The sequence below is a fragment of the Xylophilus rhododendri genome (assembly GCF_009906855.1).
GTDB lineage: Bacteria > Pseudomonadota > Gammaproteobacteria > Burkholderiales > Burkholderiaceae_C > Xylophilus > Xylophilus rhododendri.
This window is the reverse complement of the sequence record NZ_CP047650.1, coordinates 5,232,712-5,248,052: the sequence shown is the minus strand read 5'-3', so window position 1 is coordinate 5,248,052 and position 15,341 is coordinate 5,232,712. Positions and strand designations below refer to the sequence as shown.

Below are 15,341 nucleotides of genomic sequence, written 5' to 3'. Positions count from 1 at the left end.
CCGCTGGCCGGCAGCCGCCCGTCACGCCTGCAACGATCAAGAAGGAATACGCCATGGACATGAAGACATCCCCGCTTTCCCTGCTCAACGACCCGAGCCTGCTCAAGACCGATGCGCTGATCGACGGCCAGTGGGTCAAGGGCGCTGCGCGCTTCGACGTGAACGATCCGGCCACCGGCCTCAAGCTCGCGGACGTACCCAACCTCGGCCCGGCCGATGCCGAGTACGCGATCAACGCCGCCAACGCCGCCTGGCCCGCCTGGCGCGCCAAGACCGGCAAGCAGCGCCACGCCATCCTGCTCAAGTGGTTCGAGCTGTTGATGGCCAACCAGGAAGACCTGGGCCGCATCATGACCGCCGAGCAGGGCAAGCCCTTCGCCGAGGCCAAGGGTGAGGTCAGCTACGCGGCCAGCTTCGTCGAATGGTTCGCGGAAGAAGCAAAGCGCATCAACGGCGAGGCCCTGCCGCAGTTCGACAACAACCGGCGCCTGCTGGTGCTCAAGCAATCGGTGGGTGTCTGCGCCGCGATCACGCCGTGGAACTTCCCGCTGGCCATGATCACCCGCAAGGTCGCGCCGGCCCTGGCCGCCGGCTGCCCGGTCGTCATCAAGCCCGCTGAACTCACGCCGCTGACCGCGCTCGCAGCCGCCGAACTGGCGGTTCGCGCCGGCATTCCGAAGGGCGTGCTCAACCTGCTGACGGCCGACAGCGACAACTCCATCGCCATCGGCAAGGTGCTCTGCGCATCGGACATCGTGCGCCACATCAGCTTCACCGGCTCCACCGAAGTGGGCCGCATCCTGATGGCGCAGAGCGCGCCCACCGTCAAGAAGATGTCGCTGGAACTGGGCGGCAACGCACCCTTCATCGTCTTCAATGACGCCGACATCGATTCGGCCGTGGAAGGCGCCATCGCCAGCAAGTACCGCAATGCCGGCCAGACCTGCGTCTGCGCCAACCGGCTGTATGTGCAGGACGGCGTGTACGAGCAGTTCATCGAGAAGTTCTCGGCCAAGGTCAAGAGCCTGAAGGTGGGCAACGGTTTCGACGAGGGCGTGGTGCAGGGCCCGCTGATCGAGCCGGCGGCCATCGCCAAGGTGCAGAAGCATCTGGACGATGCGCTGGCCAAGGGCGCGCGCATCACCGCGGGCGGCGAGAAGATGGAAGGCCAGTTCTTCCAGCCGACCGTGGTGGCCGATGCCACGCCGGACATGCTGTGCGCCCGCGAGGAGACCTTCGGTCCCTTCGCTCCGGTCTTCCGTTTCAAGGAAGAGCAGGAAGCCATCGACGCGGCCAACAACACCGAGTTCGGCCTGGCCAGCTACTTCTACAGCCGCGACGTGGGCCGCATCTTCCGCGTGGCCGAGGCGCTGGAATACGGCATGGTGGGCATCAACGCCGGGGTGATCGCCACCGAGCACGTGCCCTTCGGCGGCGTGAAGCAATCGGGCCTGGGCCGCGAGGGTTCGCACCACGGCATCGACGACTATGTCGAGCTGAAGTACCTCTGCCTGGGCGATATCCAGAAGTAAGCAAGAAAGAGAGAAAGCCATGCGCATCCTGCTGGTCGAAGACGAGGCCGAGATGGCCGCATGGCTGCAACGGGCACTGAAGCAGAGCGGCTTCGTGTCCGACCACGCGCCCGACGCCCGCACGGCGGAAGCCCTGCTGGGCGTGGGCACCGCCTACGACGCGGTGGTGCTGGACCTGGGCCTGCCGGACAAACACGGCTTCGCCGTCCTCTCCGGCCTGCGGGATGCCGGCAACGCCGTGCCGGTGCTGGTGCTGACCGCGCAAGGCAGCCTGCCCGACCGGGTGCGCGGCCTGAACCTGGGCGCCGACGACTTCCTGGCCAAGCCTTTCGCCATCGAGGAACTCGAAGCCCGCCTGCTGGCCCTGGTGCGCCGCAGCCATGGCCGGCAACATGCCCGTCTGCAGTGCGCCTCGCTGGCCTACGACGGCGAGAACCATGCCTTCACCCTGGCCGGCGAGCTGCTGCAGCTGACGCCGCGCGAGCAGGCCGCGCTGACGGCGCTGCTGATGCGCGCCGGCTCCCCTGTCGGCAAGTCGCAGCTCTCGGACAAGGTCTTCCCGCAGGACAGCAGCGTGGGCCCCGATGCGATCGAGCTGGTACTGCACCGCCTGCGCCGCAAGCTGGCCGGCAGCGACGTCAGCATCGTCACTGTGCGCGGCCTGGGCTACATGATGGAAAACGCCGGGCATGCCGCAGAGCGGGCCGGCTGAGCCGCGGCGCCCCTGGCGAGCCGGCATACGCGCGCAGCTGCTGATGCTGCTGCTGCCGGGCATGGCCGCCCTGCTGGCCCTCGACAGCTGGACCGACTACCACGCCACGGCGCGCACCCTGGAATCGGCCTACGACGAAAGCCTGCTCGAAGCCATCTCCGCGCTGGACGCAGGGCTGGCCACCGACAGCGGCGGCGCGCTGACGGTCAACGAAGCCTTCCCGATCCAGGCGATGTTCGAATCGCTCAAGGCCCGCCACAAGCACCTGCAGGTGCTCGCCGTACCCGAAGAGGCCGGCGGCGAGGCCGCCCGGCCCGCCGAGACCTTGCTGGGCGTGGACGACCTGCCCGCGGCGCCGCCCGGTGCGCCGGTGGAACCGGCGCCGGCCTCCCTGGGCACATCGGCCGATGCCCGGGTGGTCTTCTACAACGCCGACTACCGGGGCTACCCGGTGCGTGTCGCCGCCATGCAGCGCCGCATGTACGACGGCCGCGGGCAGCGCTGGCAGGTGCTGCTGCGTGCGGCCGAGAGCACCGGCAACCGCAATGCCGCGCGCCAGGGCCTGTTGCATGCCGAGATCTGGCATGGCCTGCGCATGCTGGCCTTCATGGTGCTGCTGGTGTGGCTGGGCATCGCCTGGGCGCTGAATCCGCTGCGGCGGCTCCGTGCGACCTTGCGCAGCCGGCAGGCCAATGACCTGCGGCCGCTGGAGGCCGGCGCCGTGCCGGCGGAAGTGGAGCCGCTGGTCGATGCGGTCAACCACCACATCGCCGACCACCGCGCGGTGCTGGAGCGGCAGGCGGGCTTCCTGGCCGATGCCTCGCACCAGTTGCGCACGCCGCTGGCGATCATGATGACCCAGGCCGGCTACGCGCTGCGCCAGAACGAGGCCGCGACCATGCGCGAAAGCCTGGCCGCCATCGCCGGACAGCTGGAACGCAGCCGCCGCCTGTCCGACCAGCTGCTGGCCATGGCCCATGCCAGCCGCGGCGAGGACGACGCGCCCCGCCCGCCCGCCGACCTCAACGCCATCGCCCGCGAGGTGGTGCTGCAGCACCTGCCGCTGGCGCGCGAGAAGAACATCGACCTGGGCTGGACCGATGCCCGCGGCGAGGATGCCGACGAGTCCGACGGCACGCCCGCGGTGCCGATCCGGGCCGAGGCCGCCGAGCTGCACGAGGCCCTGTCCAACCTGCTGCACAACGCCATCCGCCACACGCCGCGCAACGGCAGCATCAACGTGGCCGTGCGGCGCGAAGCCGGCCAGGCCGTGGCCGAGGTGGCCGACAGCGGACCCGGCATTCCCGCCGATCGCCGCGACGCGGTCTTCGAGCGCTTCAACCGAGGCAATGGCGGTGCCGGCGCGCACGGCGGTGGCGCCGGGCTGGGCCTGGCCATCGCACGCGCCTACGCCCGGCGCAATGGCGGCGACATCGTGTTCGACGCCCCCGCCGACGGCAGCTCCGGCCTGCTGGCGAAGCTGGTGTTTTCCCTAGGAAAAACAGGCCTTCCGCATTCGGAATAACACGTATTTTTGGACCGTGTGCCGGCATCGGAAGCCGTTTGGAAGGCTCGATTCCTAGACTCGCCCGACTTGGACGGCCCCCCTGGGCCATGTCCATGGAACGTCGGAAAGAGAGAGCACATGAGACCTACCAAATCCTTCAACAAGGACTACTACGGCGGCGCGCTGATGGTGATCATCGGCCTGGCCGCGGTGTATGCCAGCATCCAGTACAAGCTGGGCACGCTGCAACGCATGGGCCCGGGATTCTTCCCCTGCGCCGTGGGTGCGCTGCTGGCCCTGTCGGGCCTGCTGATCGCCCTGTCGGCGCGCGGCGAAAAGCCCCAGGCCGAGACCGGCGGCCACCACCCCACCGGCCTGCCCGACCTGCGCGGCGGCCTGTGCATCGTCGCCGGCACCGTGGCCTTCCTGGTGCTGGGCAACTACTGCGGCCTGCTGCCGGCGACCTTCGCCATCGTCTTCATCTGTGCCCTGGGCGACCGCAGCAATACGGTGCTGCAGGCCTTCGTGCTGTCGGTGGCCATGATGGTGATCGCCACCGTGGTCTTCTGGTGGGCGCTGCAGCTGCAGCTGCCCCTGATCAAGTGGGGGGCCTGAAGCCATGATGCAGTCTCTTCATGACCTGTGGTTTGGTTTCGGTGTCGCCTTCCAGGGCACCAACCTGATGTGGTCCTTCTTCGGCGTGCTGGTCGGCAACCTGATCGGCGTGCTGCCGGGCATGGGCGCCCTGTCGGCCATCTCCATCCTGCTGCCGCTGACCTACGCGATGCATCCGGTGCCCGCCATCCTGATGCTGGCCGGCATCTTCTACGGCTCGCAGTACGGCGGCGCCATCGGTGCCATCCTGCTGAACCTGCCCTCGCATCCGCCGCATGCGGTGACCTGCCTGGACGGCTATCCCCTGACCAAGCAGGGCAAGGGCGGCACGGCGCTGGGCATCACCATGATCAGCTCCTTCTTCGCGGCTTCCGTCGGCATCCTGGTGATGGTCTTCGCCTCGCCGCTGCTGACCGAGATCGCCTTCAAGTTCGGGCCGACCGAGATCTTCTCGATCATGCTGCTGGGCCTGCTGGCCGGCTCCACCATGTCGCGCGGCTCGCCGCTCAAGGGCGTGGCCATGACCCTCTTCGGCCTGCTCTGCGGCTGCGTGGGCACCGACGTCAACAGCGGCGCCTTCCGCTTCTCCTTCGACGTGCCGGAACTCAGCGACGGCCTGGAGCTGGTGGCCATCGCCATGGGCCTGTTCGGCGTGGCCGACTTCCTGCTCAACGTCAACCGCATGAAGGTGATCTCCACCGGCAACACCAACCTGCGCATCCGCGACATGCGGCCGAGCAAGGAAGAGCTGAAGCAGGCGATCTGGCCGATGATCCGCGGCACCGCCGTGGGCACCGTCTTCGGCGCCATGCCCGGCACCGGCCCGACAATCACCACCTTCATCGCCTATGCGCTGGAGCGCAAGATCAGCAAGACGCCCGAGAAGTACGGCACCGGCGTGATCGGCGGCGTGGCCTCGCCCGAGGCGGCCTCGCATTCGAAGACGCAGGTCGACTTCATCCCCACCATGAGCCTGGGCATCCCCGGCGACGCGGTGATGGCGCTGATCCTGGGCGCGCTGATGATCCAGGGCATCCAGCCCGGCCCGCAGCTGATCAGCGAGCATCCGGACATCTTCTGGGGCCTGATCGCCAGCTTCTGGATCGGCAATGCGCTGCTGATCGTGCTGAACGTGCCGATGATCGGTGTCTGGGTCAAGCTGCTGCAGGTGCCTTACCGCTACCTGTTCCCGTCCGCCATGTTCTTCATCGCGGTGGGTGTGTTCTCCACCCAGAACAACCTGTTCCAGATCTGGGAGGTGCTGGCCTTCGGCATCATCGGCGCCATCCTGATCTACCTGAACTTCTCGGTCGCGCCGATCATGCTGGGCTTCGTGCTCGGGCCGATGGTGGAAGAGAACTTCCGCCGTGCCCTGCTGCTGTCGCGCGGCGACCTGGCGATCTTCGTGCAGCGTCCGATCAGCGGCACCTTCATCGCCATCAGCTGCATGCTGCTGATCGGCGTGACCTGGTCGGCCTGGCGCGGCAGGAAGCGCGGCAAGCCGGATGAATCCGTGGCCGAAGAGGTCCTGGCCAGCGCCCATGTGGCGGCGCGCCAGATCGAACAAGCCACCTGAAGAGATAGCTCTCTCCGCTCGTCGGAGTTCACGGCCGGTGCCCCTGGGGGTGCCGGCCTTTTTTGTTTGCAGCCCCGTGTCACATGGGCGCCACGGCCCGCCGCCTATACTCCGCCGCCCATGTCAAGCCACCGCGTGTCTCGCCCCCCTTTTTCGAAGCACGCCTTTCTGGTGCTGCTGCTCGCCGCCAGCTTCTTCCCGTCGTCCTCGCGGGCACAGACGGCCGACCCGGGGAGCAGGAGGTCGAGGACTTCTCGGTGCACGGGCAGGCGACCTACGTCTTCCAGAAGAAGCCCTCCTTCGACGCGGCCTACTCCGGCGTCAACAGCCTCTCGCCCGAGGCCGAACGCAGCTACTCCTTCACCTCGACCGCCTACCTGGGCATGCGCCTGGCGCCGCAGACCGAGCTGTATTTCAACCCCGAACTGGTGCAGGGCCTGCCGCTGTCGCGCCTGACCGGCCTGGGCGGCCTGACCAACGGCGAGCTGCAGAAGACCGCCGGCACCAACCCCGTCATCTACCGCGCCCGGCTCTTCGTGCGCCACACCTGGGGCCTGGGCGGCGGCAGCGAATTCGTCGAGGGCGATGCCAACCAGCTGGCCAGCCGCTACGACAAGCGCCGGCTGACGCTGACGGCCGGCAACTTCGCCGTCTCCGACATCTTCGACAACAGCGCCCATGCGCACGACGCGCGCACCCAGTTCCTCAACTGGTCGCTGCTGACCCACGGCGCCTACGACTTCGCCGCCGATTCGCGCGGCTACTCCTGGGGCGTGGCGCTGGAATACCGCCACGACGACGACTGGACTCTGCGCGCCGGCCGCTCGCTGCAGCCGATCGAATCCAACGGCCTGAAGCTGGACCACAAGTTCTTCAGCCACTACGGCGACCAGGTCGAGCTGGAGCGGCGCTACACCGCCTGGAACCGGCCGGGCACGCTGCGGCTGCTGGCCTTTCGCAACGTGGCGGTGATGGGCGGCTTCCAGGACGCGCTGAACTACGCCGCTGCCAACGGCACCGTGCCCGACGTGGCGCCGGTGCGCGAGCGCCGCACCAAGATCGGCGCGGGCATCAACCTGGAGCAGGAAGTCGCCGACGGCCTGGGTGTGTTCACCCGGCTGGCGCGCAACGACGGCAAGTCGGAGACCTATGCCTTCGCCGAGATCGACCGCTCGGTCTCCTTCGGCGCCACCCTCGAAGGTGGCCGCTGGGGCCGCGCGCAGGATGCGCTGGGCGTGGCGCTGGCGCAGAACGGGCTGTCCCAGGAGCACAGGGCCTTCCTGGCCGCGGGCGGCGCGGGCTTCTTCGTCGGCGACGGCCGGCTGAACTACAAGCCCGAGACCATCGCCGAGGTGTACTACCGCTTCGCCCTGCCGGCGATCAAGAAGCTGGAGAACGCGATCAGCTTCGGCTTCCAGCACATCCGCAACCCCGGCTACAACGCCGACCGCGGACCGGTGCGCATTTTCTCGATGCGCCTGCACAGCGAGTTCTGAGCGCTGCCGGCGCTGGCCGGCTTCCGGCAGGCATTCGCTTGGGCCAGTGTCTCGAATGGCGGAATATACGCATTTACTTACTCAATGCACGCGATTATTCAATTGCGAGCATCTCGATTAATGAGTTACTAAGCCGGACGGTCTATTGAGCCTCACTGGTGGTGTATGTGACATTTCCTTGGCGGGTGTTTCTACCCGCCCCATTTAACCAAAGGAATATCACCATGAAATCATTAGTGAAGAAGGCCACTATAGTCGGTTCTCTGATATTTTCGTTAGCGATGGCAACAGGAGCCCAGGCAACGTCACTGGGGGTCATCTCGGGTACGACGACTTTCTCCGGCAGCACGACGGCAGGCCCGTACGATCAGCCCTTCAGCTTCTCGCTGGCGACAAGCAACAGCACTGTTTTTGTTCTGCTGGAGATCGATTCGAGCGCTTCCGCCGGCATCTCGGGCGCCGCGCTGTACGCGGGAGACTTGAGCAGCGTCGCCGATGCCTTGGGCCCGGCAATAGCGACAGGAACCGTATCGACCAGCAACCCGGTCGGCACTGGCGGCGCGACCTTCCTGGTGCAAACCCTGGCCGGGAGTACGCCAGTCCTCACGGCCGGTCAGGACTACACCTTGTTCGTTACGGGTACCGGAATAGGCAATTCGAGCTACGCCGGCGTGATTGCGCTCGCACCAGTTCCGGAACCCGAAACCCTTGCCATGTTGCTCGCAGGACTGGGTATGATGGGAGCCGTCGTCCAACGGAGACGCAACCGTCGTTGACTAGTGCAACGATTTATCCGAAGCGCAGCGTGATATTCCGCGGCTGATGAGGACGGACGGGACTCCATTCCTTCTTAGCTGAGCCATACTGCATTCGTTACGAGCCGCTCACGCGGCTCTTTTTTTGCGTCGTCGAATATGGGGAGGAATAGAAGCCTGGAGCGGGTGAAGGGAATCGAACCCTCGTATGAAGCTTGGGAAGCTGCCGTTCTGCCATTGAACTACACCCGCATCTGGCCGCCGCTGAACGCTGGCGGCGAGCCCGAAGCGTCCGCATTGTAGCGGCTGGACGACTAGGCCTCGCCGGGGAAGTTCCAGAGATCGAGCGCATGGGTCAGGATCGCCAACACGAGCAGCGCCGCCACGATGCCGAGAATCCAGCGGGTGACCGGGCGGTCCAGCCAGGTTTCGTTGCCGGCCTCGGTCATGCGTTTGAGATAGGCCGAGTCCACCCACGACGGCCGGGAAGGCTTGCGGGCAGGAGGCTTGACCGGGTCTTTTTCATGCATCGGACCACCATACGCCGAAAGCGCAGGGCCCGAAACCCCCGCATCCGGAACGCCGGCTTCACGCGCAGCACAATAAGCGACCGGCGCCGCATGGGCGCCGCATCGGTGAAAACCCGGTCGCTCCTCTTTCCCTGCATTCGCGTACGGTCCACACCGGCACCGACGCTTCTCACGCAAACCAAGCCTCTCAACATGAATTCACAGGATATTGCGCTGCTGGTCACGGCACTGGCCAGCGTTCTCGGGCTGGTCGCGCTCATCGTGCTCAAGCCGAAACTGCATCCGCTGCTGGCCCTGCTGATCGTCTCGGCGGCCGTGGGCCTGGCCACCGGCATGCCGCTGGACAAGCTGGTCCACGCGATTTCCGGCGGCGCCGGCAAGACGCTGGGCGCCGTCGGGCTGGTGGTGGCGCTGGGCGCCATGCTGGGCAAGATCCTGGCGGATTCGGGCGTCACCGACAGCGTGGCCAATGCCATCGTGAGCCGCGCATCGCGCAAGGCCCTGCCCTGGGCCATGACGGGCGTGGCCTTCATCATCGGCATTCCGATGTTCTTCGAGGTCGGCCTGGTGGTGCTGCTGCCGCTGGTCTTCGGCGTGGCGCGCAAGCTCGAAGCCGAACAGCCCGGCAAGGGCTCGGCCTATGTGTATGTGGGTGTGCCGGTGATCGCCGCGCTGGCGGCCATGCACGGCATGGTGCCGCCGCACCCCGGGCCGCTGACCGCCATCGCCACGCTCAAGACCAGCGTGGGCGCGACCATGCTCTACGGCTTCATCTGCGCGATCCCGGCCATCGTGCTGGCCGGCCCGATCTACGGCGCCTTCATCGCGCCGCGCATGACGGTGCGCCCCGACGACGCCCTGGTGGCCCAGTACGCGCCGGATGCCGACAGCCCGGACGCCGCGCCGCGCAAGTCGCCCCCCGGCATCGGCCTGGGCCTGCTGACGGCGCTGCTGCCCGCCGTGCTGATGCTGCTGCATGCGCTGGGCGAAGTGATGCTGGCCAAGGACTCCTCCCTGCTGCATGTCGCCGCCTTCGTGGGCAACCCGATCGTGGCGATGCTGCTGGGCGTGATCTTCGCGGTGCTGGTGCTGCGTCCGGGTCAGCCCGAAGCGGTGCGCAAGGCGCTCAGCCAGAGCGTCAAGCCGGTCGCCAACGTGCTGCTGATCATCGCCGGCGGCGGCGCCTTCCAGCAGGTGCTGACCGATGCCCATGTGGGCGATGCCATCGTGCACATGAGCCACCAGCTGGCGCTGTCGCCGCTGGTGCTCGGCTGGCTGATCTCGATGCTGCTGTCGGTGTCCACCGGCTCAGCCACCGTCGGCATCGTGGGCGCGGCGGGGCTGCTGGCGCCGCTGGCGGCCTCGGGCGCGGCGGTCAACCAGCCGCTGCTGGCGCTGTCCATCGGCTGCGGCTCGCTGTTCTTCAACTATGCCAACCACGCCGGCTTCTGGCTGGTGAAGGAATCCTTCGGCATGAGCATGGGCGAGGCGACCAAGACCATCTCGGTGGTGCAGTCCATCGTGGCCGTGGTCGGGCTGGTGATGGTGCTCTTGCTGAATCTGCTGCCGCCGCTGGTCTGAGGCCGCGCCTCGGGTTTCAGGCGCCGCGCAGCTCGGCCGAACGGTCCCAGAGATTGGGCAGCAGGCTGTTCGAATAACCCGAGACGAAGGGCTTGCGTCCACCCTCGGCCGGATAGGTGTGCCGGCGCACCGCACCGATGTTGGCGCCGTAGACATGGATGCTGACCGACACCCGGTCCTCGAACAGGTTGCGCACCCGGTGCACATCGCCCACGGTGGGCGAGACCGGTTCCACATCGCCCGGCGCCAACCGCGACGCTGCCCCATGGGGCAGCCAGCGGCCGTCCTGCTCGGCATAGCCCTGGCTCTCTTCCGAACCCCTCAGCATGCCGATCAGGCCCCACACCGTGTGGTCGTGCACCGGCGTGGCCTGGCCCGGACCCCAGACGAAACTCACCACGGAAAAGCGCTCGGTCGAGTCGGCATGCAGCAGGTACTGCCGGTAGTACTCGGGATGCGGCTGGGCGAAGGCCTCGGGCAGCCAGTCGTCGCGCGAGACCAGGCGGCGCAGCAGCGCGCCGCCCTCCCGCAGCACACGGGGTTCGTCGGGGGCCTCGTCGAGGAGGCGGCCGAAGGCGGTGACGAATTCGCGCAGCGGGGCGATGTCCGGGGATACGGGGGATGCAGGCATGGTGCCCGGACTTTTACCCGACTTCGGCGCGCAGCACCCACAGGGTTCATGCCATATGGGCGCTTCCTGGAGTTCGGCCTGGTCGCGCAGCTGCGGCGCGACGGCACCCACCACTTCCAGCCGATCTGAGTCAGGCCGACGGCGCCCCGGCCTCGAACAGCATGCGGCCGGTCACCAGCCGCCCGGCGCGCTTGAGCAGATCGACCTCGTCCAGCGACAGCACCTGCCTCACGAAATCGAAGTGGCAGATGCTGCCGATCACGAAATGCCCGCTCGAATCGGTGATGGGCGCGGCGGTATAGGAGTGGATCACGCCCTGCAGGCGGTGGCCCTGCAGGCGCGGGTCACGGGTGGAGTCGGTGGTCTGGAAGAAGTTGTCGCGCATCACGAACTGGCAGAAGCTGTGCTCCACCGGCACCGCCCGCATGAGTTCGGGCATGGGCTTGCCCAGCTTGTCGACCAGGCCGCGGTTGTAGAGCACGCCGTCCTGCAGGTGATACGCGGCCGTGAAGCGGTGCACCACCCCCTTGTTGAGCAGGGACAGCGCATCGGCCAGACTGCCCTGAGCCAGGGCGGCCTGGATGGCGTACAAGCGTGCACCGGCGATCATGGCGGGTAGCATAGGCTGTATCGGCATTTCACGGCAGGGCCGGCGCGCTAAGACCCCGGGATGGCCGCCTGGGTGGACATGCGGCGGGGCCTCATACTGCCGATCAGCAAAGAAGGGGCTGGCATGGGCCAAAAAGTGTTCTTGGTCGAAGACAGCGCCACGGTCCGCATGGCCCTGACGCTGGGCCTGGCCGACGCTGGCGCGATGGAAGTGGTGGATTTCGCCGAAACCGAACGCGGCGCGGTGGCCTGGCTCAACGAGAACCCGTCCGGCTGGATGCTGGCGATCGTGGACATGTTCCTCAAGGAAGGCACCGGCCTGGGCGTGCTGGCCGCCTGCCGCGACAGCCGCCAGCCGGGACAGCGGGTGGTGGTTCTCACCTCGCATGCCACTTCCGATCTGCGCGAGCGCTGCCTGCGGCTGGGCGCGAACGCCTTCTTCGACAAGGCCAGCGAAACCGAGGCGCTCATCGCCTATTGCGTGCAGGAGCTTCAGCCGGGCTCATGACAGTGCCGGCAGCTTGCGGATCTCCACCGCCGTGTCGTAGTAAGTGGCGCCGCGGCCGATGTCGGTCAGGCCGTCGGAAGTGACGGCATTGGCGTTCTCGCCGTCGGCCGATTTCTTCAGCCACCAGATCGAGGGGGCGACCAGCACGCCGTCGCGCGTGCGGTCGTTCACGACGGCCCGCACCGAGAAGGCGCCGCGCTCGTTGAAGACCTGCACCCGGTCGCCTTCGGCGATGCAGCGGCGGGCCGCATCGCCCGCGCTGATCTCCACCCAGGGCTCGCCCACGTCGCGCACCAGCGAGGCGACGCCGGAAAAGCTCGAGTTGAGGTAGTGCCGGGCCGGCGGGGTCAGCAGCATCAGCGGAAAACGCGCGGCCAGGGCCGGATCGCCGGCGGCCGACTCGCGCGGCGGTATGAACTCGGGCACCGCGCTCCAGCCCTGGGCCGCGGCCGAGGCGCTTTCGAACTCGCATTTGCCCGACGGCGTGGGAAAGCGGCCCTCGGCGAAGGGCGCGTAGCGCTCGGGCAGGTCGAGCCGCTGCCAGCCCTGGCGATGCAGCAGCTCGAAGTCCAGCGTGGCATTGACGGCCGCGCCGCGGTCATGCGCCTGCTGGGCGATCTCCTCGTCGGACTGCCGGAAGCAGGGCTCGTCGAAGCCCATGCGCGCGGCCAGGCGACGGAACAGTTCGGCGTTGGAGCAGGCCTCGCCCAGCGGCGCAATGGCCTGCTGGTTGAGCATGGTGTACAGAGTGCCGTAGGGCCGGTGCACGTCGAACTGCTCCAGCTGGGTGGTGGCGGGCAGCACGATGTCGGCGTAGTCGCAGGTGTCGGTCAGGAAGATCTCGTGCACCACCGTGAACAGGTCCGGCCGCAGCAGGCCCTGGCGCAGCAGGGCGTTGTTCGGCGCCACCGCCACCGGGTTGGAGGCGTAGACGAAGAGCGCCTTCAGCGGCGGATCGTTCAGCTCGGTCAGGGCCTTGCCGATCTGCGCCATGTTGACGTTGCGCGGTGGCGGGTCGGGCAGCATGTGGCGGCCGTCGAGCGCGGCCAGGTCGACCGCATGCGCGCCGGCCACATCCATCAGCACGCCGCCGCCGACCTCGCGCCAGGCGCCGGTCAGCGCCGGCAGGCAGGCGATGGCGCGCATGGCGTTGCCGCCGCCGGCATGGCGCTGCATGCCGAAGTTGACGCGGATGGCCGAGCGGCGTTCGGCGCCGTATTCGGCGGCCAGGCGCAGGATGGTCTCGGCCGGCAGGCCGGTGAGTTCGGCGACGCGTTCCGGCGGGAATTCGGCGGCGCGGGCGGCGAGTGCGTCGAAGCCCAGGGTGTGTTGTTCGATGTAGTCGCGGTCGAGATTTCCGTCGCGGATCAGCAGGTGCATCAGCCCGAAGGCCAGCGCGCCGTCGGTGCCGGGCAGCGGCGCGATGTGCCAGTCGGCCTTGTCGGCGGACAGCGAACGGTAGGGGTCGATGGCGATGATGCGCGCCCCGTTGCGCTTGGCCTCGGCGATGCGGGTCCACAGGTGCAGGTTGGAGGTGATGGGGTTGGTGCCCCACAGCAGGATCAGCCGGGCCTCGGGGAAATGCACGATGTCGATGCCGACCTGCGCGCCGATCACCGTGTTGTAGCCCAGCCGGCCGGCCGTGGCGCACAGCACCCGCTCGGGCAGCGAAGCGCCCAGGCGGTGGAAGAAGCGGCGCGGCATGCCGAAGTTGTGCACCAGGCCCAGGGTGCCGGAATAGGCATAGGGCAGGATGGCCTGCGGGTCCTCGGCGGCGATGGCCTTGAAGCGCGCGGCGATGGTGTCCAGCGCCTCGTCCCAGCCGATGCGTTCGAAGCGGCCCTGCCCCGGTCCCTTGGGGCCGACGCGGCGCATGGGATGCAGCAGGCGGTCCGGGCTGTAGGTGCGCTCCAGGTAGCGCGACACCTTGGTGCACAGGGCGCCCTGCGTGGTCGGATGCGCCGGGTCGCCCTTCACCTTGGTCGCCACCCCGTCCTTCACGGTGATCAGCATGGCGCAGGTGTCGGGGCAATCGTGCGGACAGGTGCCGTGCACCACACGCTCCTGGCCGGGCGTCTGGATCGGGATGGTGGAGCTCATTCTGGTGTCCTGTGCTGCGCGGGCTTCGGAAAGAATATTTCTGTACCCGGCGTACAGCAAGCCACGCAAGCGTTGTGCCAGACCAATAGTGCCTAGGATGTGGGCTGGAACAACTCAGCAGAACCAGGACAAATGCGACATCCCGCCAACCGTTTCAAGCAAGCCCTCGCCGCCGGACAGGCGCAGATCGGACTCTGGTCCACCCTGCCCTCGCCCTATGTCTCGGAACTCATCGGCGGCGCCGGCTACGACTGGGTGCTGCTGGACACCGAACACACGCCGAGCGATGTGCCCTTGATGGCCCAGCAGCTGCAGGCCACCGCCGCGGCCGTCACGCTCGATGGCAGCTCGCCGATCGCCGCGGTGGTGCGGCCGGCCTGGAACGATCCGGTGCTGATCAAGCGTTACCTCGACATCGGCGCGCAGAACCTGCTGCTGCCCTTCGTGCAGAACGCCGAGGAAGCCCGCGCCGCCGTGCGCGCCACCCGCTATCCGCCGCACGGCATCCGCGGCATGGGCGGCTCCACCCGCGCTTCCAACTACGGCCGCACCGCCGACTACATCGCCCGGGCGAACGAGGAAATCTGCGTGCTGGTGCAGGTGGAGACACGCGAGGCGCTGGCCGAGATCGAGGCCATCGCGGCGGTCGATGGCGTGGACGGCATCTTCATAGGACCGGCCGACCTGTCGGCCAGCATGGGCCATCCGGGCCAAGCCCGGCATCCGGAAGTCGATGCCGCGATCGACGATGCTATCGGCCGCATCCGCGCCTGCGGCAAGGCGCCGGGCATCCTGATGGTGGATGAGACCCGGGCCCGCGAATGCCTGGCGCTCGGCGCCCAGTTCGTCGCCGTGGCGCTCGACCTGCTGATCCTGCGCAACGGCCTGGATGCGGCGGCGGCGCGGTTTCGCACGCAGGCGGCAGCGAAACCGGGCGCCAGCAGCAGTTACTGATTACCGCGGCGCCGTACATACTCCCATGGATTTAAAACAACTAGATAAACATTAAATATCTTCGAATATTTACAGCAAGCGATTACGCAAGCATTTGTCTCTCAATGGTTTTTTCTCGCACCGGAGGGTGATGCGGCGCCGGGCGCGAATCAAAATGGAGCCAGAAACCTGGCCACGGCTCGGCCGCCCCGCAAATGCGGGGCGGCCGTTTTCGCGGTTCAGGACATATCTTCGT

14 protein-coding genes and 1 tRNA gene are annotated in these 15,341 nt (G+C 67.6%); 10 read left to right on the top strand and 5 right to left on the bottom strand.

The features are described 5' to 3' along the window. The first annotated feature begins 53 nt into the window (after positions 1–53). The 7 genes from GT347_RS24255 (at position 54) to GT347_RS24225 (ending at position 8,214) form a co-directional block, all read left to right on the top strand. Positions 54–1,532, top strand: coding sequence for an NAD-dependent succinate-semialdehyde dehydrogenase (locus GT347_RS24255; RefSeq protein WP_160554633.1), 1,479 nt, complete (start codon positions 54–56; stop codon positions 1,530–1,532). Positions 1,533–1,551: 19 nt separating this feature from the next. Then, positions 1,552–2,244, top strand: coding sequence for a response regulator (locus GT347_RS24250; RefSeq protein ID WP_160554632.1), 693 nt, complete (start codon positions 1,552–1,554; stop codon positions 2,242–2,244). A 43-nt stretch (positions 2,245–2,287) separates the two neighbouring features. Next, positions 2,288–3,769, top strand: a complete 1,482-nt coding sequence (locus tag GT347_RS24245; RefSeq protein WP_229722479.1) for a sensor histidine kinase — start codon at positions 2,288–2,290, stop codon at positions 3,767–3,769. 120 nt (positions 3,770–3,889) lie between these two features. Further along, complete coding sequence (locus GT347_RS24240; protein WP_160554630.1) at positions 3,890–4,366, top strand: tripartite tricarboxylate transporter TctB family protein; 477 nt, start codon at positions 3,890–3,892, stop codon at positions 4,364–4,366. Between the two features lie 4 nt (positions 4,367–4,370). Then, the gene (locus GT347_RS24235; protein WP_160554629.1) at positions 4,371–5,942 is read left to right on the top strand and encodes a tripartite tricarboxylate transporter permease; all 1,572 of its coding nucleotides are present in this window, start codon (positions 4,371–4,373) and stop codon (positions 5,940–5,942) included. 257 nt (positions 5,943–6,199) lie between these two features. Then, on the top strand, positions 6,200–7,438 hold the full coding sequence (locus tag GT347_RS24230) for a carbohydrate porin (protein WP_229722478.1): 1,239 nt from the start codon (positions 6,200–6,202) through the stop codon (positions 7,436–7,438). A gap of 224 nt (positions 7,439–7,662) precedes the next feature. After that, on the top strand, positions 7,663–8,214 hold the full coding sequence (locus GT347_RS24225) for an FxDxF family PEP-CTERM protein (RefSeq protein WP_160554627.1): 552 nt from the start codon (positions 7,663–7,665) through the stop codon (positions 8,212–8,214). 157 nt (positions 8,215–8,371) lie between these two features. Here the strand turns inward: GT347_RS24225 and GT347_RS24220 are convergent. Together GT347_RS24220 and GT347_RS24215 are read right to left on the bottom strand one after the other, a co-directional pair. After that, positions 8,372–8,445 (bottom strand) — tRNA-Gly (locus GT347_RS24220). 62 nt (positions 8,446–8,507) lie between these two features. After that, positions 8,508–8,723, bottom strand: a complete 216-nt coding sequence (locus GT347_RS24215; protein WP_160554626.1) for a hypothetical protein — start codon at positions 8,721–8,723, stop codon at positions 8,508–8,510. A 192-nt stretch (positions 8,724–8,915) separates the two neighbouring features. On the opposite strand from GT347_RS24215, the gene GT347_RS24210 reads away from it, so the two are divergent. Beyond that, positions 8,916–10,304, top strand: coding sequence for a GntP family permease (locus tag GT347_RS24210; protein ID WP_160554625.1), 1,389 nt, complete (start codon positions 8,916–8,918; stop codon positions 10,302–10,304). Between the two features lie 16 nt (positions 10,305–10,320). Here GT347_RS24210 and GT347_RS24205 read toward each other — a convergent pair whose 3' ends face one another. Both GT347_RS24205 and GT347_RS24200 read right to left on the bottom strand, forming a co-directional pair. After that, positions 10,321–10,935, bottom strand: coding sequence for a cysteine dioxygenase family protein (locus GT347_RS24205; RefSeq protein WP_160554624.1), 615 nt, complete (start codon positions 10,933–10,935; stop codon positions 10,321–10,323). Positions 10,936–11,065: 130 nt separating this feature from the next. Then, the gene (locus GT347_RS24200) at positions 11,066–11,545 is read right to left on the bottom strand and encodes a GAF domain-containing protein (protein ID WP_160554623.1); all 480 of its coding nucleotides are present in this window, start codon (positions 11,543–11,545) and stop codon (positions 11,066–11,068) included. A gap of 123 nt (positions 11,546–11,668) precedes the next feature. On the opposite strand from GT347_RS24200, the gene GT347_RS24195 reads away from it, so the two are divergent. Further along, complete coding sequence (locus GT347_RS24195) at positions 11,669–12,052, top strand: response regulator (RefSeq protein ID WP_160554622.1); 384 nt, start codon at positions 11,669–11,671, stop codon at positions 12,050–12,052. On the opposite strand, the gene GT347_RS24190 is transcribed toward GT347_RS24195, so the two are convergent. Next, positions 12,047–14,152: a molybdopterin-containing oxidoreductase family protein gene (locus tag GT347_RS24190; RefSeq protein WP_160554621.1), complete on the bottom strand. Its 2,106-nt coding sequence runs from the start codon at positions 14,150–14,152 to the stop codon at positions 12,047–12,049. The genes GT347_RS24195 and GT347_RS24190 overlap by 6 nt on opposite strands. A 132-nt stretch (positions 14,153–14,284) precedes the next feature. On the opposite strand from GT347_RS24190, the gene GT347_RS24185 reads away from it, so the two are divergent. Beyond that, positions 14,285–15,106 carry an aldolase/citrate lyase family protein gene (locus GT347_RS24185; RefSeq protein ID WP_160554620.1) on the top strand — a complete coding sequence of 274 codons (822 nt, stop codon included), beginning with the start codon at positions 14,285–14,287 and terminating at the stop codon, positions 15,104–15,106. Positions 15,107–15,341 lie beyond the last annotated feature (235 nt).

What these genes read in the sequence shown, in the direction of transcription:
- GT347_RS24255 (WP_160554633.1), top strand. Translation starts at nt 54, where the DNA reads ATGGACATGAAGACATCCCCGCTTTCCCTGCTCAACGACCCGAGCCTG.
- GT347_RS24250 (WP_160554632.1), top strand. Translation starts at nt 1,552, where the DNA reads ATGCGCATCCTGCTGGTCGAAGACGAGGCCGAGATGGCCGCATGGCTG.
- GT347_RS24245 (WP_229722479.1), top strand. Translation starts at nt 2,288, where the DNA reads ATGCTGCTGCTGCCGGGCATGGCCGCCCTGCTGGCCCTCGACAGCTGG.
- GT347_RS24240 (WP_160554630.1), top strand. Translation starts at nt 3,890, where the DNA reads ATGAGACCTACCAAATCCTTCAACAAGGACTACTACGGCGGCGCGCTG.
- GT347_RS24235 (WP_160554629.1), top strand. Translation starts at nt 4,371, where the DNA reads ATGATGCAGTCTCTTCATGACCTGTGGTTTGGTTTCGGTGTCGCCTTC.
- GT347_RS24225 (WP_160554627.1), top strand. Translation starts at nt 7,663, where the DNA reads ATGAAATCATTAGTGAAGAAGGCCACTATAGTCGGTTCTCTGATATTT.
- GT347_RS24215 (WP_160554626.1), bottom strand. Translation starts at nt 8,723, where the DNA reads ATGCATGAAAAAGACCCGGTCAAGCCTCCTGCCCGCAAGCCTTCCCGG.
- GT347_RS24210 (WP_160554625.1), top strand. Translation starts at nt 8,916, where the DNA reads ATGAATTCACAGGATATTGCGCTGCTGGTCACGGCACTGGCCAGCGTT.
- GT347_RS24205 (WP_160554624.1), bottom strand. Translation starts at nt 10,935, where the DNA reads ATGCCTGCATCCCCCGTATCCCCGGACATCGCCCCGCTGCGCGAATTC.
- GT347_RS24200 (WP_160554623.1), bottom strand. Translation starts at nt 11,545, where the DNA reads ATGATCGCCGGTGCACGCTTGTACGCCATCCAGGCCGCCCTGGCTCAG.
- GT347_RS24195 (WP_160554622.1), top strand. Translation starts at nt 11,669, where the DNA reads ATGGGCCAAAAAGTGTTCTTGGTCGAAGACAGCGCCACGGTCCGCATG.
- GT347_RS24190 (WP_160554621.1), bottom strand. Translation starts at nt 14,152, where the DNA reads ATGAGCTCCACCATCCCGATCCAGACGCCCGGCCAGGAGCGTGTGGTG.
- GT347_RS24185 (WP_160554620.1), top strand. Translation starts at nt 14,285, where the DNA reads ATGCGACATCCCGCCAACCGTTTCAAGCAAGCCCTCGCCGCCGGACAG.